18 protein-coding genes and 1 pseudogene are annotated in these 19,730 nt (G+C 68.0%); 10 read left to right on the forward strand and 9 right to left on the reverse strand.

What is annotated here, in order from left to right:
• Positions 1-17: 17 nt before the first annotated feature.
• Positions 18-611 carry a hypothetical protein gene (locus LX13_RS01445; protein WP_253659541.1) on the reverse strand — a complete coding sequence of 198 codons (594 nt, stop codon included), beginning with the start codon at positions 609-611 and terminating at the stop codon, positions 18-20.
• A gap of 27 nt (positions 612-638) precedes the next feature.
• The gene (locus tag LX13_RS01450; protein ID WP_253659542.1) at positions 639-1,334 is read right to left on the reverse strand and encodes a TetR family transcriptional regulator; all 696 of its coding nucleotides are present in this window, start codon (positions 1,332-1,334) and stop codon (positions 639-641) included.
• A gap of 113 nt (positions 1,335-1,447) precedes the next feature.
• Between LX13_RS01450 and LX13_RS01455 the strand changes: the two genes are divergently transcribed.
• The 5 genes from LX13_RS01455 to LX13_RS01475 all read left to right on the forward strand — a co-directional run bounded on the left by LX13_RS01455 (position 1,448) and on the right by LX13_RS01475 (position 6,193).
• Positions 1,448-2,581: a ferredoxin reductase gene (locus LX13_RS01455; protein WP_372499772.1), complete on the forward strand. Its 1,134-nt coding sequence runs from the start codon at positions 1,448-1,450 to the stop codon at positions 2,579-2,581.
• Positions 2,582-2,601: 20 nt separating this feature from the next.
• On the forward strand, positions 2,602-3,768 hold the full coding sequence (locus LX13_RS01460; protein WP_253660520.1) for a fatty acid desaturase family protein: 1,167 nt from the start codon (positions 2,602-2,604) through the stop codon (positions 3,766-3,768).
• A gap of 72 nt (positions 3,769-3,840) precedes the next feature.
• Positions 3,841-4,116, forward strand: a complete 276-nt coding sequence (locus LX13_RS01465) for a hypothetical protein (RefSeq protein ID WP_229705217.1) — start codon at positions 3,841-3,843, stop codon at positions 4,114-4,116.
• A gap of 57 nt (positions 4,117-4,173) precedes the next feature.
• Positions 4,174-5,613: a DHA2 family efflux MFS transporter permease subunit gene (locus tag LX13_RS01470; RefSeq protein ID WP_253659543.1), complete on the forward strand. Its 1,440-nt coding sequence runs from the start codon at positions 4,174-4,176 to the stop codon at positions 5,611-5,613.
• Between the two features lie 94 nt (positions 5,614-5,707).
• A complete protein-coding gene (locus LX13_RS01475) occupies positions 5,708-6,193 on the forward strand; it encodes a DUF4395 domain-containing protein (protein ID WP_253659544.1) in 486 nt (161 codons plus the stop codon).
• A gap of 21 nt (positions 6,194-6,214) precedes the next feature.
• Here the strand turns inward: LX13_RS01475 and LX13_RS01480 are convergent, their stop codons facing one another.
• The 5 genes from LX13_RS01480 to LX13_RS01500 all read right to left on the reverse strand — a co-directional run bounded on the left by LX13_RS01480 (position 6,215) and on the right by LX13_RS01500 (position 10,464).
• The gene (locus tag LX13_RS01480) at positions 6,215-7,156 is read right to left on the reverse strand and encodes a Ppx/GppA phosphatase family protein (RefSeq protein WP_253659545.1); all 942 of its coding nucleotides are present in this window, start codon (positions 7,154-7,156) and stop codon (positions 6,215-6,217) included.
• Positions 7,153-7,689: a DUF501 domain-containing protein gene (locus LX13_RS01485; RefSeq protein ID WP_253659546.1), complete on the reverse strand. Its 537-nt coding sequence runs from the start codon at positions 7,687-7,689 to the stop codon at positions 7,153-7,155. Before LX13_RS01485 ends, LX13_RS01480 begins: the two co-directional genes overlap by 4 nt.
• A gap of 10 nt (positions 7,690-7,699) precedes the next feature.
• On the reverse strand, positions 7,700-8,272 hold the full coding sequence (locus tag LX13_RS01490; RefSeq protein ID WP_253659547.1) for a septum formation initiator family protein: 573 nt from the start codon (positions 8,270-8,272) through the stop codon (positions 7,700-7,702).
• A 13-nt stretch (positions 8,273-8,285) separates the two neighbouring features.
• Positions 8,286-9,572 (reverse strand): phosphopyruvate hydratase, encoded by a 1,287-nt coding sequence (gene eno, locus LX13_RS01495; protein ID WP_253659548.1) that lies wholly within the window; start codon positions 9,570-9,572, stop codon positions 8,286-8,288.
• A gap of 151 nt (positions 9,573-9,723) precedes the next feature.
• Positions 9,724-10,464: a lytic transglycosylase domain-containing protein gene (locus LX13_RS01500; protein ID WP_253660521.1), complete on the reverse strand. Its 741-nt coding sequence runs from the start codon at positions 10,462-10,464 to the stop codon at positions 9,724-9,726.
• 195 nt (positions 10,465-10,659) lie between these two features.
• Between LX13_RS01500 and efeU the strand changes: the two genes are divergently transcribed.
• From efeU to LX13_RS01520, 4 genes are all read left to right on the forward strand, one after another.
• Positions 10,660-11,577, forward strand: a complete 918-nt coding sequence (gene efeU, locus LX13_RS01505; RefSeq protein WP_253659549.1) for an iron uptake transporter permease EfeU — start codon at positions 10,660-10,662, stop codon at positions 11,575-11,577.
• Between the two features lie 25 nt (positions 11,578-11,602).
• A complete protein-coding gene (efeO, locus tag LX13_RS01510; protein ID WP_253659550.1) occupies positions 11,603-12,817 on the forward strand; it encodes an iron uptake system protein EfeO in 1,215 nt (404 codons plus the stop codon).
• A complete protein-coding gene (efeB, locus tag LX13_RS01515; protein ID WP_253659551.1) occupies positions 12,814-14,118 on the forward strand; it encodes an iron uptake transporter deferrochelatase/peroxidase subunit in 1,305 nt (434 codons plus the stop codon). The genes efeO and efeB overlap by 4 nt, the downstream gene beginning before the upstream one ends.
• 64 nt (positions 14,119-14,182) lie before the next feature.
• Entirely contained in the window at positions 14,183-14,605 is a 423-nt protein-coding gene (locus tag LX13_RS01520) for a hypothetical protein (RefSeq protein ID WP_253659552.1), read from the forward strand.
• Here the strand turns inward: LX13_RS01520 and LX13_RS01525 are convergent.
• Both LX13_RS01525 and mfd read right to left on the reverse strand, forming a co-directional pair.
• Positions 14,606-15,265 (reverse strand): annotated as a pseudogene (locus tag LX13_RS01525) (nucleoside triphosphate pyrophosphohydrolase); the annotation flags it as partial. It abuts the gene before it with no gap.
• Between the two features lie 20 nt (positions 15,266-15,285).
• On the reverse strand, positions 15,286-18,984 hold the full coding sequence (gene mfd, locus LX13_RS01530) for a transcription-repair coupling factor (RefSeq protein WP_253659553.1): 3,699 nt from the start codon (positions 18,982-18,984) through the stop codon (positions 15,286-15,288).
• A gap of 60 nt (positions 18,985-19,044) precedes the next feature.
• Between mfd and LX13_RS01535 the strand changes: the two genes are divergently transcribed.
• A complete protein-coding gene (locus LX13_RS01535) occupies positions 19,045-19,692 on the forward strand; it encodes a pyridoxamine 5'-phosphate oxidase family protein (protein WP_253659554.1) in 648 nt (215 codons plus the stop codon).
• Positions 19,693-19,730: the final 38 nt, after the last annotated feature.

The following is a 19,730-nucleotide window of genomic DNA, read 5'->3' on the forward strand; positions in this document are numbered from 1 at the left end:
CCGTCGCGCCCGGACGATCAGTAGAGGTACACCACAGCGTCGTCGCCACCGTTGCAGGTGACGATCTGCCCCTGCGCCGCGCACATCATCGCGATGCGCTCCCCGGTCTCCGGACTCGTCGCCCGCACCGTGCGCGGCAGCTGACCGGGGCGCCCGCTGTCGGAGTACGCCAGTCGGACCTGCTCGGCGAAACCACATGTCGTGGCCGATGACCCGACCGAGGACGCACGGTAGAGGCCGGTTCGTCCGTACCGGATCGGACACGCCCGCGACCCCTCCGGCGCGCCGTCCGCGGTGGTCACCGGCGTGGACCTGGTACTCGAGGGCGAACTGCTCGTGGTGCTGCGGGTGGTGGTGACCGGCGGCTCGCCGGTCACCGACGGCGTCGCGGTGACCGTCGACGTCGACGCGATCGGCGCCGTGGTCGGGAACGAACCGCCCGAATCGGATCGGCCGAGCACCAGGTACCCGACGACGGCCGCCAACCCGAAGACGAACACCACGATCAGGACGCCGAGCGCGATGATGACCCCACGCGACGGGCCCACGTGGCCGGGCGGCGGCGGTGCGTCAGGGTATTCGGGGTCAGGCGGTGTCGGGTCGCCGGTCATGACAGGCAGTTTCTCACCGACGCGCGACTATTGCTGGGACGTGCGCCACGAATTCATGCCGAGGATGACCATCACCAGCTTGCGCTCGGAGCGCGCCGTGACCTCGCGATCGTCACCGTTGTCGCGTCGGTTGGCCTCGAGCATCTCGGCCACCGCCTGCAGCAGGACGTTCACCATGAGATCGGCGGCGAGCTCCAGATCCTCCGCACCCCAGCGGGCGAGCTCGGGTATCCGGGACAGATCGATGGCCAGTTCCTTGACGAACAGGCGCAGCTCGGTGTCGATGGCCCGTCGGATCTCCGACACCCCGCCGTGCTGCTCGCGGATGAGGAACCGGAACTGGGCCTCGTTCTCGCGCACCTGCTGGACGAGGATGGCCACCGAACTCTTCACGGTGGGTACGGCGTTGCGGGTGGCGAGATCGCGGCGACCCTCACGCAGTGTCTTGCGCAGCACCCGCATCGAGTCCTCGACCACGGTGACGCCGAGATCTTCCATCGAGGCGAAGTGTCGGTAGAACGCGGTGGGGACGATGCCCGCGGCTTTTGCCACCTCACGCAGGCTCAGACTCGCGAAACTGCGGTCGGACACGAGCGCGAGAGTCTCGTCGAGCAGCGCCTGCCGGGTACGACCCTTGCGCGCTGACCGACTCTCGGAGGCATCGACCGCAGCCGACCGGGTCGGCGGTCGGGGAGGCGAGGCGGGATTTCTGGACCGCGACACGGTGGCAAGTGTAGGAGAACCGGCCCTGTGACGGTTGTTACATCCCACGATGCTTGACCATCGCACCCTGCGGAGTGGCACACTATCCGTGTACAAGTGTTCACCGAAATTCGATGAACGGTACAGCCCAACTCTCGCACCCTCTGGAGGCAGCGATGCTCGACCGCTTTCCGGCGATGCTCGGCTCGGTGATCGAGGCCGCACTGGCACCGCACCCGGTGGACCGCTATCTCGAACTCGTCGACCCGATGATCACGTGGACCGATCTGCGTGGTCGCGTCGTCGACGTCCGTCGGGACACCGCCCGCACCGTGACGCTCACCCTGGCGCCCACACGACAGTGGTCCGGCTTCCGCGCCGGCCAGTACATCCAGCTCAGCACCGTTATCAAGGGTGTACGTCACACCCGGTGCTTCTCGCCGGCCAACGCCGAGTGCGGACCGGACGGCTTCATCGAGCTGACCATCACCGCGCACGACGACGGCTTCGTGTCCCGCCATCTCCGCGACCACGCGGCGATCGGCGACGTCATGGGCCTACAGCCCGCCACCGGCGACTTCGTCCTGCCGCAGCGACGACCCGAACAGACCGTCTTCATCAGCGGGGGCAGTGGGATTACACCTGTACTCTCAATGCTGCGCACGCTCGTGGCCGAACGGCATACCGGTTCGACTGTGTTCATCCACTACGCGACCACGCCTGCCGACGCCGTCTACGCCGACGAGTTGCAGGCGATCGCCGCCGCGAACCCGTCGATCAGCGTCCACACCGTCTTCACCCGCCACACCGACACCGACGGTCCGAACGGACACTTCAGCCCGGAGCACCTCACCGAACTCGCGCCCGACTTCGCACGGGCGCAGACCTTCCTGTGTGGCCCGGCCGGCCTGATGGACGCGGTGCGGGAGTTCTACACCGAGCGCGATCTCGACGACGCACTGCACAGCGAGGCGTTCACCGCCCCGTCACTGGCCCCCGACCCCGACGAGCCGGTCAGCGGAACGCTGTCGTTCAAGTCCTCGGGACGGTCGGCCGACAACGACGGCCACACGATCCTCGAGCAGGCCGAGGCCGCGGGTCTGTCACCGGAGTTCGGGTGCCGCATGGGCATCTGCTTCTCCTGCAGCGCGGTGAAGAAGTCCGGGTGCACCCGCAACGTGCTCACCGGGGACGTCGACACCGATTCCGACACCCACATCCAACTCTGCATCTCCGCGCCGGTCGGCGACGTCGAGATCGACATCTAAGAGGAGACACCATGACGATCATGCAGCTTCCCACCAGCACCGCGTCGGACGAGAAGTCGACCGCATCGAAGAAGACCGAACTGGTCCTGTCCTACGAGGAGGTCGAGGCCCTGGGCCGCGAACTCGACGAACTGCGTGCGCGCATCGTCGCCGACCTCGGCCAGTCCGACCGCGACTACATCTACAAGGTGATCAAGGCGCAGCGCGGATTCGAGATCGCCGGGCGTGGTCTGGCGTACCTCGGTTGGTTCCCGCCGGCCTGGATCGCCGGTGTCGGCTCGCTCGCGGTGTCGAAGATCCTCGACAACATGGAGATCGGCCACAACGTCATGCACGGCCAGTACGACTGGATGCGTGAGCCGTCGCTGAACTCGCGTGAGTTCGAGTGGGACACCGTGTGCCCGGCAGATCAGTGGCGCCACAGCCACAACTATCTGCACCACACCTTCACCAACATCGTCGGCGAGGACCGCGACATCGGCTACGGCATCCTGCGGATGGACCGGGACCAGCAGTGGAACCCGTACTACCTGGGCAACCTGCTGTGGGCCTCGATGCTGATGGTCGGCTTCGAGTGGGGCGTCATGCTCCACGACCTCGAGGCGGAGAACGTCATCCAGGGCAAGCGCAAGTGGACCGACGTCAAGGGCATCGTCAAGGGCATGTGGCGCAAGGCCAGCAAGCAGGTCCTCAAGGACTACATCGTGTTCCCCGCCCTGACCGGACCGCTGTTCCCGATCACGGTGGCGGGCAACGTCAGTGCCAACCTGGTCCGCAACCTGTGGACGTTCTCGATCATCTTCTGCGGACACTTCCCGTCGGGCGTGCAGACGTTCACCCCCGAGGAGTGCGAGAACGAGACCAAGGGCCAGTGGTACCTGCGTCAGATGCTGGGATCGGCGAACATCAGCGGCAGCCCGCTGTTCCATCTGATGAGCGGCAACCTGTCGCACCAGATCGAGCACCACCTGTTCCCCGACATCCCGGCCAACCGGTACCCGGAGATCGCCCCCGAGGTACGCGCGATCTGCGAGAAGCACGGATTGCCCTACAACACGGGCACTTTCAGCCACCAGATCTTCTCCACCTGGAAGAAGATCGCGAAGCTCTCGCTGCCCAATTCCTGGACCGAGGACGACAACAACTTCAGTGTTAAGGTCGAGCGCGAACGCAAGGGAGTCGCCTGATCGGTGTGTGGGGCCGCCGCGAGGCGGCCCGCACACGGTGACGGCCCCGGACCGATGAGGGTGGTGTAGCCGATGGTCGGCAAGTTCGAACGCAACAAGGACCTGCTGCAGGAGGCCGTGGAGTCGACGGCCTCGCACGTCGGACGTATCGCCACCATCATCACCGGGGCCATCGTCGACATCACCCGTGAGATCGGCGACCTCGTCGCCGACGGCGTGGAGATGCGCGAGGCGGCGAAGAAGGCACAGATCGACGAGGGCGACCTCGACGACCTGCCCCAACTCCCCTCCCCCGACGACGTGATCGACACCCAGGGCGAATACCTGCCCGACGAACGTCGCTCCTAGTCGACCGGGTTCGGTCAGGTCGTACATTCGTCCGACCTGGCCGTTACGCTCCTCCCCATGACCCGCTTTCGCGGCCTGGCCATGGCCGTTCTGACGTTCGCGATGTTCATGGATCTCATGGACGTCACCATCGTCAACGTGGCCCTGCCCGCGATCCGCGAGGACCTCGGCAGCACACCGTCACAGCTCGAATGGATCGTCAGCGGCTACGTGCTGGCCTTCGCGGGCGTCCTCATCACCTCGGGCCGGCTCGGTGACCGCTACGGCCGTCAACGGGTGTTCATCGCGGGCATCGCCGGGTTCACGCTCGCGTCGCTGACCGCGTCCCTGGCCCAGAACGGCGAGACCCTCGTCGCCTCGCGGGTCGCCCAGGGACTCTTCGCGGGTCTGATGGTGCCGCAGGTGCTCGCCAGCGTCCAGGCGCTCTACAAGCCCAGGGAGCGGGCCGCGATCTTCGCCGTCATCGGTGTGATCACCGCGATGGCGGCCGTCATCGGACCGGTCCTGGGCGGATGGCTGGTCACCAACAACCCCATCGGTGGCGGCTGGCGCTCGATCTTCTTCATCAACATCCCGATCGGGATCGTGATCGTGATCGCCGCGCTGGTGCTCGTCCCGAACTCGAAGGCCGACCGGCCCTCCCCACTCGATCCACTCGGGGTGCTGCTCGCGGTCGGTGGGATCCTGCTGATCGTCTACCCGCTCGTCGAGGGGCGTCAGCTCGGCTGGCCGATCTGGTCCTACCTGCTCATGGCCCTCTCGCCGGTTGTGCTCGCGCTGTTCGTCCTCAACGAACGGCGACACGGCGCGGACAGCGCGATGATGCCGCTGCGGCTGTTCACCAACCGAGGGTTCACCGGCGGACTGACGATCCAGTTCCTGTTCCAGGGGTCGATCAACTCGTTCTTCCTCATCCTGGCGCTGTACGTACAGACCGGGCTGGGGTTCACCGCCATCGTCTCCGGGGCGTTGACGCTGCCGTTCAGCATCGGCGCGACGCTCGCGGCCGGCGTGGCGGCGGCGCTCGTGGCCCGTCTCGGGCGCATCCTGCCCGCGATCGGCGGGACCTTGATGGCGGTCGGCACGGCCTGGACCATCTACGTGTTCAACTCCACCGGCGCCGACTACTCGGCGTGGGACACCGTCATCCCCATGGCCATCGCCGGCATCGGTCTCACCGTGATGGTCGTCCCCCTCCTCGACATCGCCCTCGCCACGGTCCACGCCGCGGACTCCGGGGCCGCATCCGGTGTACTCGGAACGTTCCAACAGGTCGGCGGCGCACTGGGTATCGCGGTCACCGGGGTGCTGTTCTTCGGCGGCGCCGGCCGCTACACCCAGTCCGAACTCCTCCACGCGCTGACCATCGCGGCGTGGGTGCCGATCATCGGCTACGCGCTGGCGGCGCTGTGCAGTGCGCTGCTGCCCGGCATCTCCGAGGTGAAGGCGCACCTCGAGACCGTCGTCGACGAGGAGGAGGAGCCCGTCACCGCCTGACCCCTCGATCGACGAAAACATTCCCGATGTGGGACAAAGCACCACCGTGGGCGAATACTTGTCGCGCAGGTCAGACCCCACTACCGTCGATGCCGTGCTGCCGTCATCGCTGAAGTTCCCGAACCCGGTCAACGAGTACGCCGCTCGGACCACCGCCGGACTCGTGGTGATCCTCGCGGTCGTCACCATCGCCGTGAACCACCCGGCGCTGTACGCCGTCCTCGCCGCCGGCTTCCTGCTCCGCGTCATCTCGGGGCCGACGCTGTCGCCGTTCGGTCAGCTCTCGGTGCGGGTGATCGTGCCGAGGCTCGGTCTGACCAAGATGGTCCCGGGTCCGCCGAAACGGTTCGCGCAGGCCATCGGCCTCACGATCACCGGCGTCGCTCTGGTGCTGAGCCTGCTCGGCCACGGTCTCGCGGCGCAGATCACCGTCGGCCTCGTCGTGATAGCGGCGCTGCTCGAGTCGGTGTTCGGAATCTGCCTGGGCTGCATCATCTTCGGTTTCCTGCAGCGTCGCGGGGTCATTCCGCAGAGCGTGTGTGAGGCCTGCAACAACATCTCGCTGCGCCAGCCCGCCTGACGCCATCGGGACCACGCGGGCTCAGCTGATCGACAGCGCGATACCGTCGAGGATGTCGTGCTCGCTGACGACCAGTTCGGTGATGCCCGCCTCGGCCTCGAGCACCCGCGCGAGTTCCAGGGTCACCAGCGAACCGCCACCGATGACGTCGACTCGGCCGGGGTGCATCGGGCCCAGCGCCGCGCGTTCGGCCCGGGTCATCACGATCAACTGTTCACAGACCTCGCGCAGCCGTTCGAACGAGACCCGTGAGCGGTGGATGAGGTCGGGGTCGTAGGTCGACAGGTCCGCGGCGAGCGCGGCCAGGGTTGTCATGGTGCCCGCGACACCGACCCATGTCGACGCCTGGGCGACGGGCACCGCGGCGAACGCGCGCGCCAACTCCTCGCGGGCGACGCCGCGCGCCGTGGCGATCTCGTCGGCGGTCGGCGGATCGGACGCCAGCACACGTTCGGTCAGACGAACGCAGCCGATGTTCGCGGAGAACGCTGCGGTGACATCGCCTCCGCGGCCGAGGACGACCTCGGTCGACCCGCCACCGAGGTCGGTGACCACGAACGGTCCGTCGGCCGCGTCGAACTCGCCGACCGCGCCGGCGAACGACAACCGCGCCTCCTCGTCGCCGGTGATGACCTCGGCCACCGACCCGGCGACGACGGGGTCGAGCAGTTCGCGGGTCATGTCGAAGAACTCGTCGCGGTTGGACGCGTCGCGCGTCGCCGAGGTCGCGACCATCCGGACGGCGGTGACGTCGTGGTCGGCCATGATGGCGGCGTAGTCGGCCAGGGCCGCTCGGGTCCTGGCCACGGCGGCGTCGGTGAACGACCCGGTGGCGTCGACGCCCTCGCCGAGTCGGACGACGCGCATCTCGCGATGCAGGTCGACGAGTCCGTCGTCGCTGCGTCGGGCGATGAGCAGTCGGATGGAATTGGTGCCGCAGTCCACCGCGGCGACGATGCTCACGACTCGTCGCCCTCGGTCAGGTCGGGGAAGTCCGACACCTGCGGCCAGTCCGCAGGCAGTGCGGTCCCCCGCAGTCGCGACTGTGCGGCCAACGCGACCGCCTCGTCCCCGAGCGGGTTGACCCCCACCCCCTTGGCCAGCGAGTGCGCCATCAACACGTGCAGACATTTCACGCGATCGGGCATCCCGCCTCCGGTGAAATCTGTTCCGAGGGAGTCGATCTCGTCCCGCTCGGAGAGGTAGGCCTCGTGTGCGCGGCGGTATCGCTGCGCCAGGTCGGTGTCGGTGGTCAGGCGGAGGCTCATCGCCCGCATGACACCGGCCGACTCCAGACGGCTGGCCTCGGCGGTCAGTCGCGGGTCGGTCAGGTAGTACAGCGTCGGGAACGGGGTCCCGTCGGGGAGCCGAGGCGCCGTCATGACGACCGCGGGCACCCCGTCGGGGGTGCGGTAGCTGACGGCGAGCACGCCTCGTGGCTCACGGCCGAGCTGCTCGGCGACCACATCGAGGTCCGCCTGAGACACAGAGGTCACCGGTGCGGGCTCACTTCTCCGCCGGGGTCGACACCGACTCCAGCAGTTGCGAGTACCAGGGATCGCCCGCCCGACGCTCGGCGCGCTTCTGCTCGTCGCTCTTCTCCGGGGCGGTGGGGAACTGCATCACCAGCGCCTTGTCCCCGGGCATGACGAACTGCAGCCGGTCGCGGGCCAGTGCGGCGATGTTCGCCGGATCGCTCTGTTCGTCGACCTTGGCCTGGTAGTCCGAGACCTCCTGTCGCAGCGAGGAGTTGGTACTGCGCAGCTGGTCTGCCTCGGACCGCTGCGAGAAGTAGGTCCGCAGCGGGACCGCGAGCGTGAGCGCCACGACGCTCAGGACCAGCGCGAGGACGACCGCGCGCTTGGGACTCAGGCCGCGGACTCGTCCCGTCGCAGGAGCGCTGTCGACGACGCCGCTCCCGGACGCGACCTCCGCGCGATCGGCCGACGTCCGCGCGTCCCGACCGTTGTCGGTCCGGCGGAGGTCGCGTCGCTGTTCGCGCCTGCCCTCGACACGGCGACCCGAGGTCGGACGCGCAGTCCTACGCGTCCGACCGTCCGGCTTCTTCCGCTGTGCCATGGCAGTTCCCGGTTCAGCTCTCGAACGAGAAACGCGGGAACGCGAGATCGCCCGCGTAGCGCGCGGCGTCGCCGAGTCCCTCTTCGATACGGAGCAGCTGGTTGTACTTGGCGACGCGTTCGCTGCGTGCCGGCGCGCCGGTCTTGATCTGTCCGCAGCTGCAGGCCACGGCGAGATCGGCGATGGTGGTGTCCTCGGTCTCTCCCGACCGGTGGCTCATCATCGTCTTGTAGCCGTTGTTGTGGGCCAGCGCGACGGCGTCGAGGGTCTCAGTCAGCGTGCCGATCTGGTTGACCTTCACCAGTAGCGCGTTGGCGGCTCCCTTGTTGATGCCGTCCTCGAGCCGCTCGGGGTTGGTGACGAACAGGTCGTCGCCCACGAGCTGGACCTTGTCGCCGATCGACTCGGTCAGCGACACCCAACCGTCCCAGTCGTTCTCGTCGAGCGGATCCTCGATGGACACCAGCGGGTAGGCGTCGACGAGCTCGGCGTAGAACGCCGACATCTCCTGCGCCGTCTTGGTCTCGCGCTCGAACGCGTACCCGGTTCCCGCGGTGTAGAACTCGGTGGCCGCGACGTCGAGGGCCAACGCGATGTCGCGTCCCGGCGTGAGGCCGGCCTTGGTGATGGCCTCGAGGATCAGGTCGAGCGCGGCCTTGGTGCCCGCGAGGTCGGGGGCGAAGCCACCCTCGTCGCCGAGACCGGTGGACAGGCCCTTGGCCTTGAGCACCGACTTGAGCGAGTGGTAGACCTCGGCGCCCCAGCGCAGGGCCTCTTTGAAGGTCGGTGCGCCGACCGGCGCGATCATGAACTCCTGCACGTCGACACCGCTGTCGGCGTGGGCGCCGCCGTTGATGATGTTCATCATCGGGACGGGCAGGATGTGGGCGTTCGGCCCACCGATGTACCGGAAGAGCGGGAGGCCTGCGGACTCGGCCGCGCCCTTGGCCACGGCGAGCGAGACGCCGAGCAGCGAGTTCGCGCCGAGGCGGGACTTGTCGGCGGTGCCGTCCAGATCGAGCAGGGCCTGATCGACCACGCGCTGGTCGTCGGCCTCGATGCCGATCACGGCCGGGGCGATCTCGCCCAGCACCGACTCGACGGCCTTGGTGACGCCCTTGCCGCCGTAGCGGTCGCCACCGTCGCGGAGCTCGACGGCCTCGTGCTCACCGGTCGACGCGCCGGACGGGACCGCCGCGCGGGTGAAGGTTCCGTCATCGAGGACGACCTCGACCTCGACAGTCGGATTTCCGCGGGAGTCGAGGATCTCTCGCGCTCCCACCTGTTCGATGATGGCCACTGTTGCCCCTTCGTTGTTCGAAACGTTCTCGGCCTCGGTGCCAGGCGAGGGCACCGACCACTGACTCCGATGACGACGTCGGATCAAAGACTAGTGCCAAACACCGCGGTGTCCGGCGCTGGCTCGCCGAGCGTCATCTCACCGACACCGCTCAGAACGCGACGTTCACCGAGTAGGCGTTGGCGTGGTCCCGGACGTCGAGCACGTATTGCATCGAGCGGTTGTAGACCATCACCGCCTTCTCCCAGCCCTCGGGCGTCGTGAGGTCCTTGCCCGACACACACAGATAACGCGCGGCTGACAGCGCAGCATCGTCGATGTTGTCCGGGTCGGCGACGCCGTCACCGTTGGCGTCGACGCCGTAGCGCTTCCACGTCTCCGGGATGAACTGGAACGGCCCCATCGCGCGGTCGAGTGTCGCGTCACCGTCGAGCTGACCACCGTCGGTGTCGGCGATCCTGGCGTTGCCGCTGGTGCCGTCGAGGAGCACACCGCGGATGGGCGGGGCGACGTCACCGTTGGCCGCGATACGTGCTCCGCGGTACGTGCCGTGCTTGCTCTCCACCCCACCGATACCCGCCAGCGTGGTCCACGCGATGCCGCACTCGGGTCGCTGCTGGCGCTGGATCTCGGCGGCGTTTCCGTAGGCCTCCAGCGAGATGCGCGGGATACCGGTCGATTCGGCGAGCGGCGTGGCCCAGGTGGCCAACCGGTCGGCGGTGCGTCCGGGGGCGTTGATGTCGAGGAACGGGATCGGCGCACCCGCGCCCGGCGGGAGACCCTCGGGGATGTCGACCGAGTCGCGGCCGGGGAGGTCGACGCACGACGCCAGGGTCACCGCGGCCACGCAGGCGATCGCCGCGGTGCCCACCGCGCGTCGGGCCCTGGTCAACGGATTCACGCCACGTCCCCTCTCCGAGATGTCGTGTGGTTTGTTCACAATGCCAACTGGTCGGGATTGGTTATGGTTCCCACGCCGCATCGGGGTACTCTCCCCAAGTTAGGCTTACCGAACGATGCGTAGGCTTGGCTCCCCTCGGATCGCTGCAGCACTGCACGGTTCGCTGATCCTCGAAGGACACGCGACATGATCGATGCCTCCAGCGCCGTCCTCGCCGCAGCATCCTCGGGTCCGTCCGTTTTGTCGCAGTTGTTCGGCAGTGGGCTGATCGGGGTCCGTGAGGGCCTCGAGACCGGCATCGTCGTGATGATCCTGGTGGCGTTCCTCGTGAAGTCCGACCGCCGCGACTCGCTCAAGTGGGTGTGGACCGGTGTCGCGATCGCGGTCGTGATGGTCCTCGCGGTGTTCGCGGGCATCCACTACGGAACCTCTACGATCTCCGGGCTCGCCGCCGAGGCGGTGGCGGGCGTCGCGTCTCTCGTCGCGGTCGTCATCGTCACCCTGATGGTGCTGTGGATGCGCGGTGCCGCCGCGCACATCTCCGGCGACCTCAAGGCAGGGATGGGTCGCGCCCTGGAACTCGGGGCGCCTGCCGTTCTCGCCCTGTCGTTCCTGGCGGTCGGCCGCGAGGGACTCGAGACGGCGCTGCTGATGGTCGGGTACGCCGAGAACACATCCGGCAGCAGCTGGCCGCTCGTGGGACTGCTGATCGGCGTCGTGATCGCGGTCGCCATCACCATCGGCCTCTACTTCGGCACCGTGCGCATCAACCTGCAGAAGTTCTTCACCTACACCGGCGCGTTCCTCGTGGTGGTGGCCGCAGGCATCCTCGCCTACGGCATCCGCGCGATCCAGACCGTCGGCTGGCTGCCCGGACTGAACACCCGCGCGTTCGACTTCTCGTCGGTGTACGACCAGTCGTCCTGGTACGGAACGCTTCTCGGTGGGATCTTCAACTTCCGACCGGATCCGACCCTGCTCCAGGTGATCGGCTGGGTCATCTACCTCGCCGTCGTCATGACCCTGTTCTTCCGCCCTCGACGTCCGCAGAGCTCCAGCCCGAGCCCCGCCGAGACGTCGAAAGTAGAGACCCCGGCCGCATAGGCGCCGGCACTGAAAGGGAACCGGTGTGAAATCACGGGTCATCACCACCGCCGTCGCGTGCGCGGCGCTGTCTGCACCACTGTTGCTCGCCGCCTGCACCGACAAGGCGTCGTCGGACTCCGAGGGAACGATCGCGGTCACCTCGACCGACAACTCATGTGACCTCGCGACCTCGGAAGCACAGACCGGCAACGTCGACTTCACGGTCAACAACAACGGCAACAAGGTCACCGAGTTCTACGTCTACGGCAACAACAACCGTGTGCTGGGCGAGGTCGAGAACATCGGCCCCGGCCTCACCGGCAAGCTGACCGTCGAGATCGTCGACCCCGCCACCTACCAGGTCGCGTGCAAGCCGGGCATGGTCGGCGACGGCATCCGCAAGGACCTGACGGTCTCGGGTGAGAAAAAAGAGAAGTCGGAGGCTCCGGCGAGCGTCACCACCGCCAAGCAGACCTACCTCACCTACGTCCGTGGGCAGCTCAACGGCCTGCAGGCACAGACGAAGACGTTCACCGACGCCATCGTCGCCGGCAACCTCGACGCCGCCCGCGCCCAGTTCGGTCTGACGCGTACGTTCTACGAGCGCATCGAGCCCGTCGCCGAGTCGTTCCCCGATCTCGACCCCGCCATCGACATGCGGTGGGACGACACCGCCGATGGCACCGAGCCGTTCACCGGATTCCACCGTCTCGAGCGGTTCCTGTGGCCGCCGAAGCAGTCCGACGTTGGTGAGCAGGGCAGCGATGTCGCGGCCGCCGACCTCGCCAACGCGCAGAAGACCGACACCAAGCCCGAGATCGACAAGATCGCGGCGCAGCTGAACACCGACGTGGGCCGGCTGGTCACCGAGGTCGCCAAGCCGGACTTCACCTTCGAGACGCAGTCGTTCGTCAAGGGCCCGCAGGCCCTCGTCGACGAGATCGCCGCGACCAAGGTCGGCGGCGAGGAGGATCGCTACTCGCACACCGACCTGTTCGACTTCGCGGCCAACATCGACGGCTCGGAGACGCTCATCGCTGATCTGCAGCCGATCATCTCGGCGAAGAACCCGCAGCTGATGGACAAGATCACCGCGCAGTTCCAGACCATCCGCAACGACATCAACTCGTTCCGCTCGGGCGACGGATACGTCTCCTACGACACGGTGCCCGCGGACAAGCGCAAGTCGCTGTCCGACCAGATCGACGCACTCTCGCAGTCGTTGAGCCAGGTGCCGGGATTGGTTCTGCAGCAGTGACCGAACCCACCCCCGCTCCCGACGAACCGACGAACAAACGGCGGTTCTCCCGTCGCGCGCTCTTCGGGGCGACGGGCGCGGGGGTGGTGGTCGCGGCCGCGGGCGGGGTCACCGCCGCACGACTGGCCGACGACGACTCATCGACGTCGAACGTGGTGGCGTTCCGGGGAACCCGGCAGGCCGGCATCGTCACCGAGGCGCAGGACCGTCTGCACTTCGCGTCGTTCGACGTCATCACCGATTCGCGTGACGACCTGATCGACATGCTCCAGCGGTGGACCGCTGCCGCCGAGCGGATGACCAGGGGCGACGAGACGGTCGACGGCGGTGCGGTGGACCACGGTGAGTACAACCCGCCCGCCGACACCGGCGAGGCGCTGGGACTCGACGCGTCGTCGCTCACCCTGACCGTCGGGTTCGGGCCGGGCCTGTTCGGTCCGAGCGCGTCGGACCCCGACCGTCCCGACCGCTTCGGCCTCGCAAGCCGCAAACCCGATGCGCTGAAGGATCTCCCGGCGTTCGCCAAGGACGCCATCGAACCGTCGCGCAGCTACGGCGACATCTGCGTGCAGGCCTGCGCGAACGACCCCCAGGTCGCGGTCCACGCGATCCGCAACCTCGCCCGGATGGGTTTCGGCGTGGTCAGCGTGCGGTGGTCGCAACTCGGTTTCGGCCGCACCTCGACCACCACCGTGAGCCAGCAGACCCCGCGGAACATGTTCGGGTTCAAGGACGGGACGGCCAACATCCGCGCGGAGCAGACCGATGTGGTCAACCGTTGGGTGTGGGTCGATCCCGCCGACAACGCCGCCCCGGCGCAGTGGATGACCGGCGGCAGTTATCTCGTCGCACGCCGCATCCGCATGGACATCGAGCCGTGGGACCGCGCCAACCTCAGCGAGCAGGAGGCCATCGTCGGCCGCACCAAGGGTGCAGGCGCTCCCCTGGGCATGACGCGCGAGGACGACACCCCGGACTTCGCGGTGGCCACCGCCGACGGCCCGATGATCGCCCGCGACGCGCACGTCCGACTCGCCCACCCGGACAACCTGAACGGCATCCAGATCCTGCGCCGCGGCTACAACTTCACCGACGGGTCCGACGGGTTCGGGCACCTCGACGCCGGACTGTTCTTCATCGCCTACTGCCGCGATCCGGACAGCCAGTTCGTCCCGATGCAGAAGCAGCTGGCCTCCAAGGACGCGATGATGGAGTACCTCACCCACAACGGCAGCGCGCTGTTCGCCTGTCCGCCCGGACTACAGCCCGGCGAGTGGTGGGGCCAGCACCTGTTCACGTGATCGGTGGCAGTTCTTCCCGCTCAGCGGGAAAGACTGCTGACTCGTCCGTCGGTACGGTGGATCTGTGGACATCGATCGCTGGCGTGGCCGCCTCCCGGTACGCCGACCGTCCGACCGCGAGATCGTCGGCTGGACGGTTTCTGATCAGCCGGACGACGAGACCGTCGACGCGGTGAACCCCGTCGGTCAGGTCGTCGCCGCGGGTATCGACATCGCCGACGCCTACGACGTCCTGCTGGAGCGTGGACTCGCATCGCTGACGGCACCCTGCTGGGCGCGGGCGCCGATACCGATCACCCGCGACACCGATTTCACCCGCCCGCAGGATGATTGGTTGTGGCGGCGGATCGCGATGACCCAGCTCGACGACACGCAGGTCTGGGTGCGCGCCGCCTATCCGCACTACTTCGAGCGGTTCACCGAGGTCCCGTTGCGGCTGCCTGCCGACGACATCCTGCTGTTCGATCCGCCGGCCACCGACGAGTGATCAGTCGCGCGGGAAGTGATCGCGCCAGACCTGCGCGGATCGCGTCGACTCCCCCGCCGCGCGCATGGCGGCCTCGGCCCGCCGGACACCGACCATGAACTCGCCCAGGCGATTGCGCTGACGGTCCTCGATGCTGACCTCGGCGTCGACGGACAGATCGGCGGCCAGGTGGATGGTCAACAACGATTCCGGGATCAGGTCGCGCGGGAACGACGCCGCGTCGAGCCGCTCGATCACCTTCTGGGTCAGCGCGAGCGCCGGCTGCGACACCGCGACACCGTCGAGCACGGACTCCCGCGCCTTCTCGGCGGCCTTGCTCTCCTCCCACTGCCGCAGCTGGGTCTCCAGATCGGTCTCGCCCGCCAGCACCCCCGCGGTGCGTGACGAGATCTTCGCGGTGAACGCCCGTGCGACGTCGTCGATGTCGAAGGGGTGCTCCGGGTGATCGGCGGCGATACGCGCGTGGAAGAGCACCTGCAGCAGTATGTCGGCGAGCTCCTCGATCAGATCGTCCCGGTCACCGCCGGTGATCGCGTCGAGCAGCTCGTAGGTCTCCTCGAGCAGATAACGCCGTAACGAGTCGTGCGTCTGCGCGGCCTCCCATGGCCCGTCGCGGCGCAGACGGTCCATCAACGCGACCGCGTCGAGCAGCGCCGCCCCCGGGCGCGGCGAGGGCTCGGTCACGACGCCGGACGATCGTCGACCGTCGGTCCGCGCATGTCGCGCGATCCGGGGTCGGAACCGTTGATCACGAGCAGCAGATCGGCGACCACCTGGATGAGGTCGACGTCGCGCACCCGGGTGCTGCCGACACCCGCGGTGCGCGGGATCGGCATCGTGAGCACCGACGTCGTCTCGCGGTAGTTCGACCCGGGGAACAGTCGCCGCACCCGGATCTGCTGGCTGTCGAGGAGGGTGACCGGCGCGATCTTCAGCTGCGTTCCGGCGACACCGACCTCGGTGACCCCGAGCTCGCGTGCCAGCAGTCGTAGCTTCGCCACCGACACCAACCGCGACACCTCCTCGGGCAGCGGTCCGTAGCGGTCGAGCAACTCGTCGACGATCCCGTTGATGTCACCGTCGTCGAGCGCGGCGGCGAGCTTGCGGTAGGCCTCGAGCCGGAGCCGATCGGAATCGACGTAGTCGGCCGGGATGTGCGCGTCGACCGGGAGGTCGATCCGCACCTCGCGGGTCTCCTCCGACACGATCGTCTTGCCGTCGGCGGCGGCCCGGTAGGCCTCCACCGCCTCACCGACCAACCGCACGTAGAGATCGAAACCGACCCCGGCGACGTGCCCGGACTGCTCGGCGCCCAACACGTTTCCCGCGCCGCGCAGTTCGAGGTCCTTGAGCGCCACAGCCATTCCCGCGCCGAGTTCATTGTTCTGCGCGATCGTCGAGAGCCGGTCGTAGGCGGTCTCGGTGAGTGGCTTCTCCGGGCTGTAGAGCAGGTAGGCGTAGCCGCGCTCGCGGCTGCGGCCGACACGGCCACGCAACTGGTGCAGCTGCGACAGACCCAGCGCCTCGGCCCGGTCGACGATCAGGGTGTTGGCGTTCGAGATATCCAGGCCGGTCTCGATGATGGTGGTGCACACCAGCACGTCGAACTCGCGGTTCCAGAACCCGGCGACGGTCCGCTCGAGCTGGTCCTCGCCCATCTGCCCGTGTGCGACGACCACGCGTGCCTCGGGCACCATGTCCTGGATCTGCTTGGCGGCCTTGTCGATCGAGCTGACGCGGTTGTGCACGAAGAACACCTGGCCGTCGCGCAGAATCTCGCGACGGATCGCCGCGGCGACCTGTTTCGACTGGTACGCACCGACGTAGGTGAGCACCGGGTGGCGTTCCTCCGGCGGGGTGAGGATGGTCGACATCTCCCGGATGCCCGCCATCGACATCTCCAGGGTGCGTGGGATCGGCGTCGCCGACATCGTCAGGACGTCGACGTGCGTGCGGAGCGACTTGATGTGTTCCTTGTGCTCGACACCGAAGCGCTGCTCCTCGTCGACCACGACGAGTCCGAGGTCCTTCCAGCGCACCGCGGTCTGCAACAGCCGGTGGGTGCCCACCACGATGTCGACCTCGCCCTGGGCCATCTTGTCGATGACCTCGCGGGATTCCTTGGCGTCGGTGAACCGCGAGAGCCCGGCGATGGTCACCGGGAAACCGGCCATGCGCTCGGTGAAGGTCTGCAGATGTTGTTGCGCCAGAATGGTCGTCGGCACCAGCACGGCGACCTGCTTGCCGTCCTGGACGGCCTTGAAGGCAGCGCGGACCGCGATCTCGGTCTTGCCGTACCCGACGTCGCCGACGATCACGCGGTCCATCGGGACCGCCTTCTCCATGTCCTCTTTCACCTCGGCGATGACCGTCATCTGGTCGACGGTCTCGGTGAAACCGAACGCGTCCTCCATCTCGGTCTGCCACGGGGTGTCGGGGGCGAAAGCGTGTCCCGGAGCGGCATGCCGGGCCGCGTAGAGCGCCACCAGCTCACCGGCGATCTCGCGAACCGCCTTGCGCGCCTTGCGTTTGGTGTTCTGCCAGTCCGACCCACCCAGCTTCGACAGCGACGGCGCCTCGCCACCGACGTAGCGCGACAGCTGATCCAACGAGTCCATCGGCACGAAGAGTCGGTCACCCGGTTGCCCGCGTTTGCCCGGGGCGTACTCGATCACCAGGTATTCGCGACGCGCGCCGCCGATCGTGCGCTCGATCATCTCGACGAACTTGCCGATGCCGTGCTGATCGTGGACCACGAGGTCGCCGGCGGTCAGGGCCAGCGGGTCGACCTGGTTGCGGCGCTTGGCCGGCATCCGCTTGCCGTCGCGGACGTTCGCCACCCGCGTACCGGTCAGGTCGGCCTCGGAGACGACGACCAGACGGGCGTCGGGGCACACCAGACCGCGGCGCAACGACCCGCAGATCACCGACACGATCCCGACGGCCGGCGTCGAACCGGGGTCGACCATCTCGGCGGGGACCTCCGCCTCACCGAGTCGTTCGAGGTAGCGCTGCGCGGTTCCCTTGCCCTGCACCACGATGGCCGCGCGTCCACCGGTCGTGACGTGCGCGCGCAGCGAGGCGAAGGTCGTCGCGACCTCGTCCTCGGAACCGCGCGGCGCCGGTCCGGCGGTCAGGTCGAGACGTACCGCGGTCTCGTCGTCGAGGTCGGGCGCGGACTCCAGTGGCGACATGGTCCACCACGGCCGACCCGCGGCCATGGTGGTGTCCTGCACCTCGGCGAGTGGTCGGTAGCTGCTGGCCTGCAGGTCCACCCCGCCCAGCGGCGTACCCGGCGCGGTGCCGTCGAGGGGAGCATCGCCACCGACCGACGCCGCCGTCCAGGACGCCTCGAGGAACTCCGCACCGGTCTTGGCGAGATCGGCTGCGCGAGTGCGCACCTTCTCCGGGTCCAGGACCAGGACGTGGGTGCCTGACGGCATGACCTCGGTGAGCAGTTGCATCTGCCCCGGCACCAGTACCGGGATGAGTGCCTCCATGCCCTCCACCGGGATGCCCTCGGAGAGTTTGGTCAGCATCTCGGTGAGTGATCGGTCGGAGTCCGGTCCGCCGGGGTCGATCAGGTCGTTCGCCCGGGCGCGGACCTCGTCGGTGAGGATGAGTTCGCGGCAGGGGTGGATGTGGACCACCGTGGCGTCGACCTCGGGCTGGCTGCGCTGATCAGCCACCGAGAACGCCCGTTGCTCGGTGATCTCGTCGCCCCAGAACTCCACGCGCACCGGATGATCGGCGGTGGTGGGGAAGACGTCGAGGATGCCGCCGCGCACGGCGAACTCGCCGCGCTTGCCCACCATGTCGACCCGGACGTAGGCCAGTTCGACCAATCGGGCCAACAGGTGGTCGAAGTCGATCTCCGCGCCCTCGCGCAGGGTGATCGGTTCGGTGGACCCCAGCCCGGGCGCCATCGGCTGTACGAGCGAGCGGACCGTGGTGACCACCACGCGCAACGGCGGGCCGTAGTCGGCGTCGGTGGGATGGCCGAGGCGGTAGAGGACCTGCAGTCGCGAGCCGACGGTGTCGGCACTGGGCGAGAGCCGCTCGTGCGGCAGCGTCTCCCACGACGGGAACTGGGCGACGGCGTCGCCGATCATCTCGCGGAGTTCGGCGGTCAGATCGTCGGCCTCGCGTCCGTTGGCCGACACCACGAGCAGCGGCGCATCGGCGCTCTCGTCCTCGGCCGAACCCGTGGCGGCGACGATGACGAACGGACGCGCGGCGTCCGGGGCGGTGATCTCCAGCAGATCCCGGCCGCGGAGTCGGCGGATCTGTTCGATCGCCGTGTCCGAACAGGCGACCTCGGCGAGGCCGGCCAATCCGGGCACGGTCGTACCGGGACTCGTTACCGGAGGTGATGCCACAGGTGTGACTCTATTCGGCGGGTCTATCCCCGGACACCGTGCAGGGGTCATCATCGAGGCATGGATCACGCCGCCGAGACCGTCGCCGCCGCGCAGACGCACACCGTCGATTCGCTCGCCGAGCTGCGAGCGATCGTGGGCCACCCGAACGAGCGGGTGGCGAACAAGGTCGCCGGGCGTCTGTCCGAGATGCACCGCGAGTGGATCGCGCACTCACCGTTCGTCCTACTGGCCACCACCGACGCGGTCGGCAACGTCGACGTCTCCCCCAAGGGTGACCCGCCCGGGTTCGTCCACGTCCTCGACGACACCACCATCGCCATCCCCGAACGCCCGGGCAACAAACGCGTCGACGGGTACTCCAACGTGTTGGACAACCCGCACGTCGGCGCCCTGTTCGTCGTACCCGGTCGCGGCGACACCCTGCGGGTCAACGGAGTCGCCCGCATCGTGTCCGACGCGCCGTATTTCGACGACATGATCGTCTCGGGCAACCGACCGATCCTGGCGCTCGAGGTCACCGTGCACGAGACGTTCTTCCACTGCGCGAAGGCATTCATGCGCTCGGCACTGTGGAAACCCGAGACGTGGGAGCCCGGCGCGCTGCCGTCGACGGCGCAGATCGCCCACGCGGTGATGCCCGGCCCCTCGTTGGAGGAGTACCAGGAGCACTACCGGGACGAGAACTACCGGCGCAAGCTGTACTGAGCGCAGGTCACCGCCGCACGGTCTCGTATCGTGTGCGC

This window comes from Williamsia maris (genome assembly GCF_024171815.1).
Classification (GTDB): Bacteria; Actinomycetota; Actinomycetes; order Mycobacteriales; family Mycobacteriaceae; genus Williamsia_A; species Williamsia_A maris.

Coding starts and splice junctions, on each gene's coding strand:
- LX13_RS01535 (WP_253659554.1), top strand. CDS start 19,045: ATGGATCACGCCGCCGAGACCGTCGCCGCCGCGCAGACGCACACCGTC.
- LX13_RS01490 (WP_253659547.1), bottom strand. CDS start 8,272: ATGGCACAGCGGAAGAAGCCGGACGGTCGGACGCGTAGGACTGCGCGT.
- LX13_RS01465 (WP_229705217.1), top strand. CDS start 3,841: ATGGTCGGCAAGTTCGAACGCAACAAGGACCTGCTGCAGGAGGCCGTG.
- LX13_RS01460 (WP_253660520.1), top strand. CDS start 2,602: ATGCAGCTTCCCACCAGCACCGCGTCGGACGAGAAGTCGACCGCATCG.
- LX13_RS01470 (WP_253659543.1), top strand. CDS start 4,174: ATGACCCGCTTTCGCGGCCTGGCCATGGCCGTTCTGACGTTCGCGATG.
- efeU (WP_253659549.1), top strand. CDS start 10,660: ATGATCGATGCCTCCAGCGCCGTCCTCGCCGCAGCATCCTCGGGTCCG.
- LX13_RS01445 (WP_253659541.1), bottom strand. CDS start 611: ATGACCGGCGACCCGACACCGCCTGACCCCGAATACCCTGACGCACCG.
- LX13_RS01455 (WP_372499772.1), top strand. CDS start 1,448: ATGAACGGTACAGCCCAACTCTCGCACCCTCTGGAGGCAGCGATGCTC.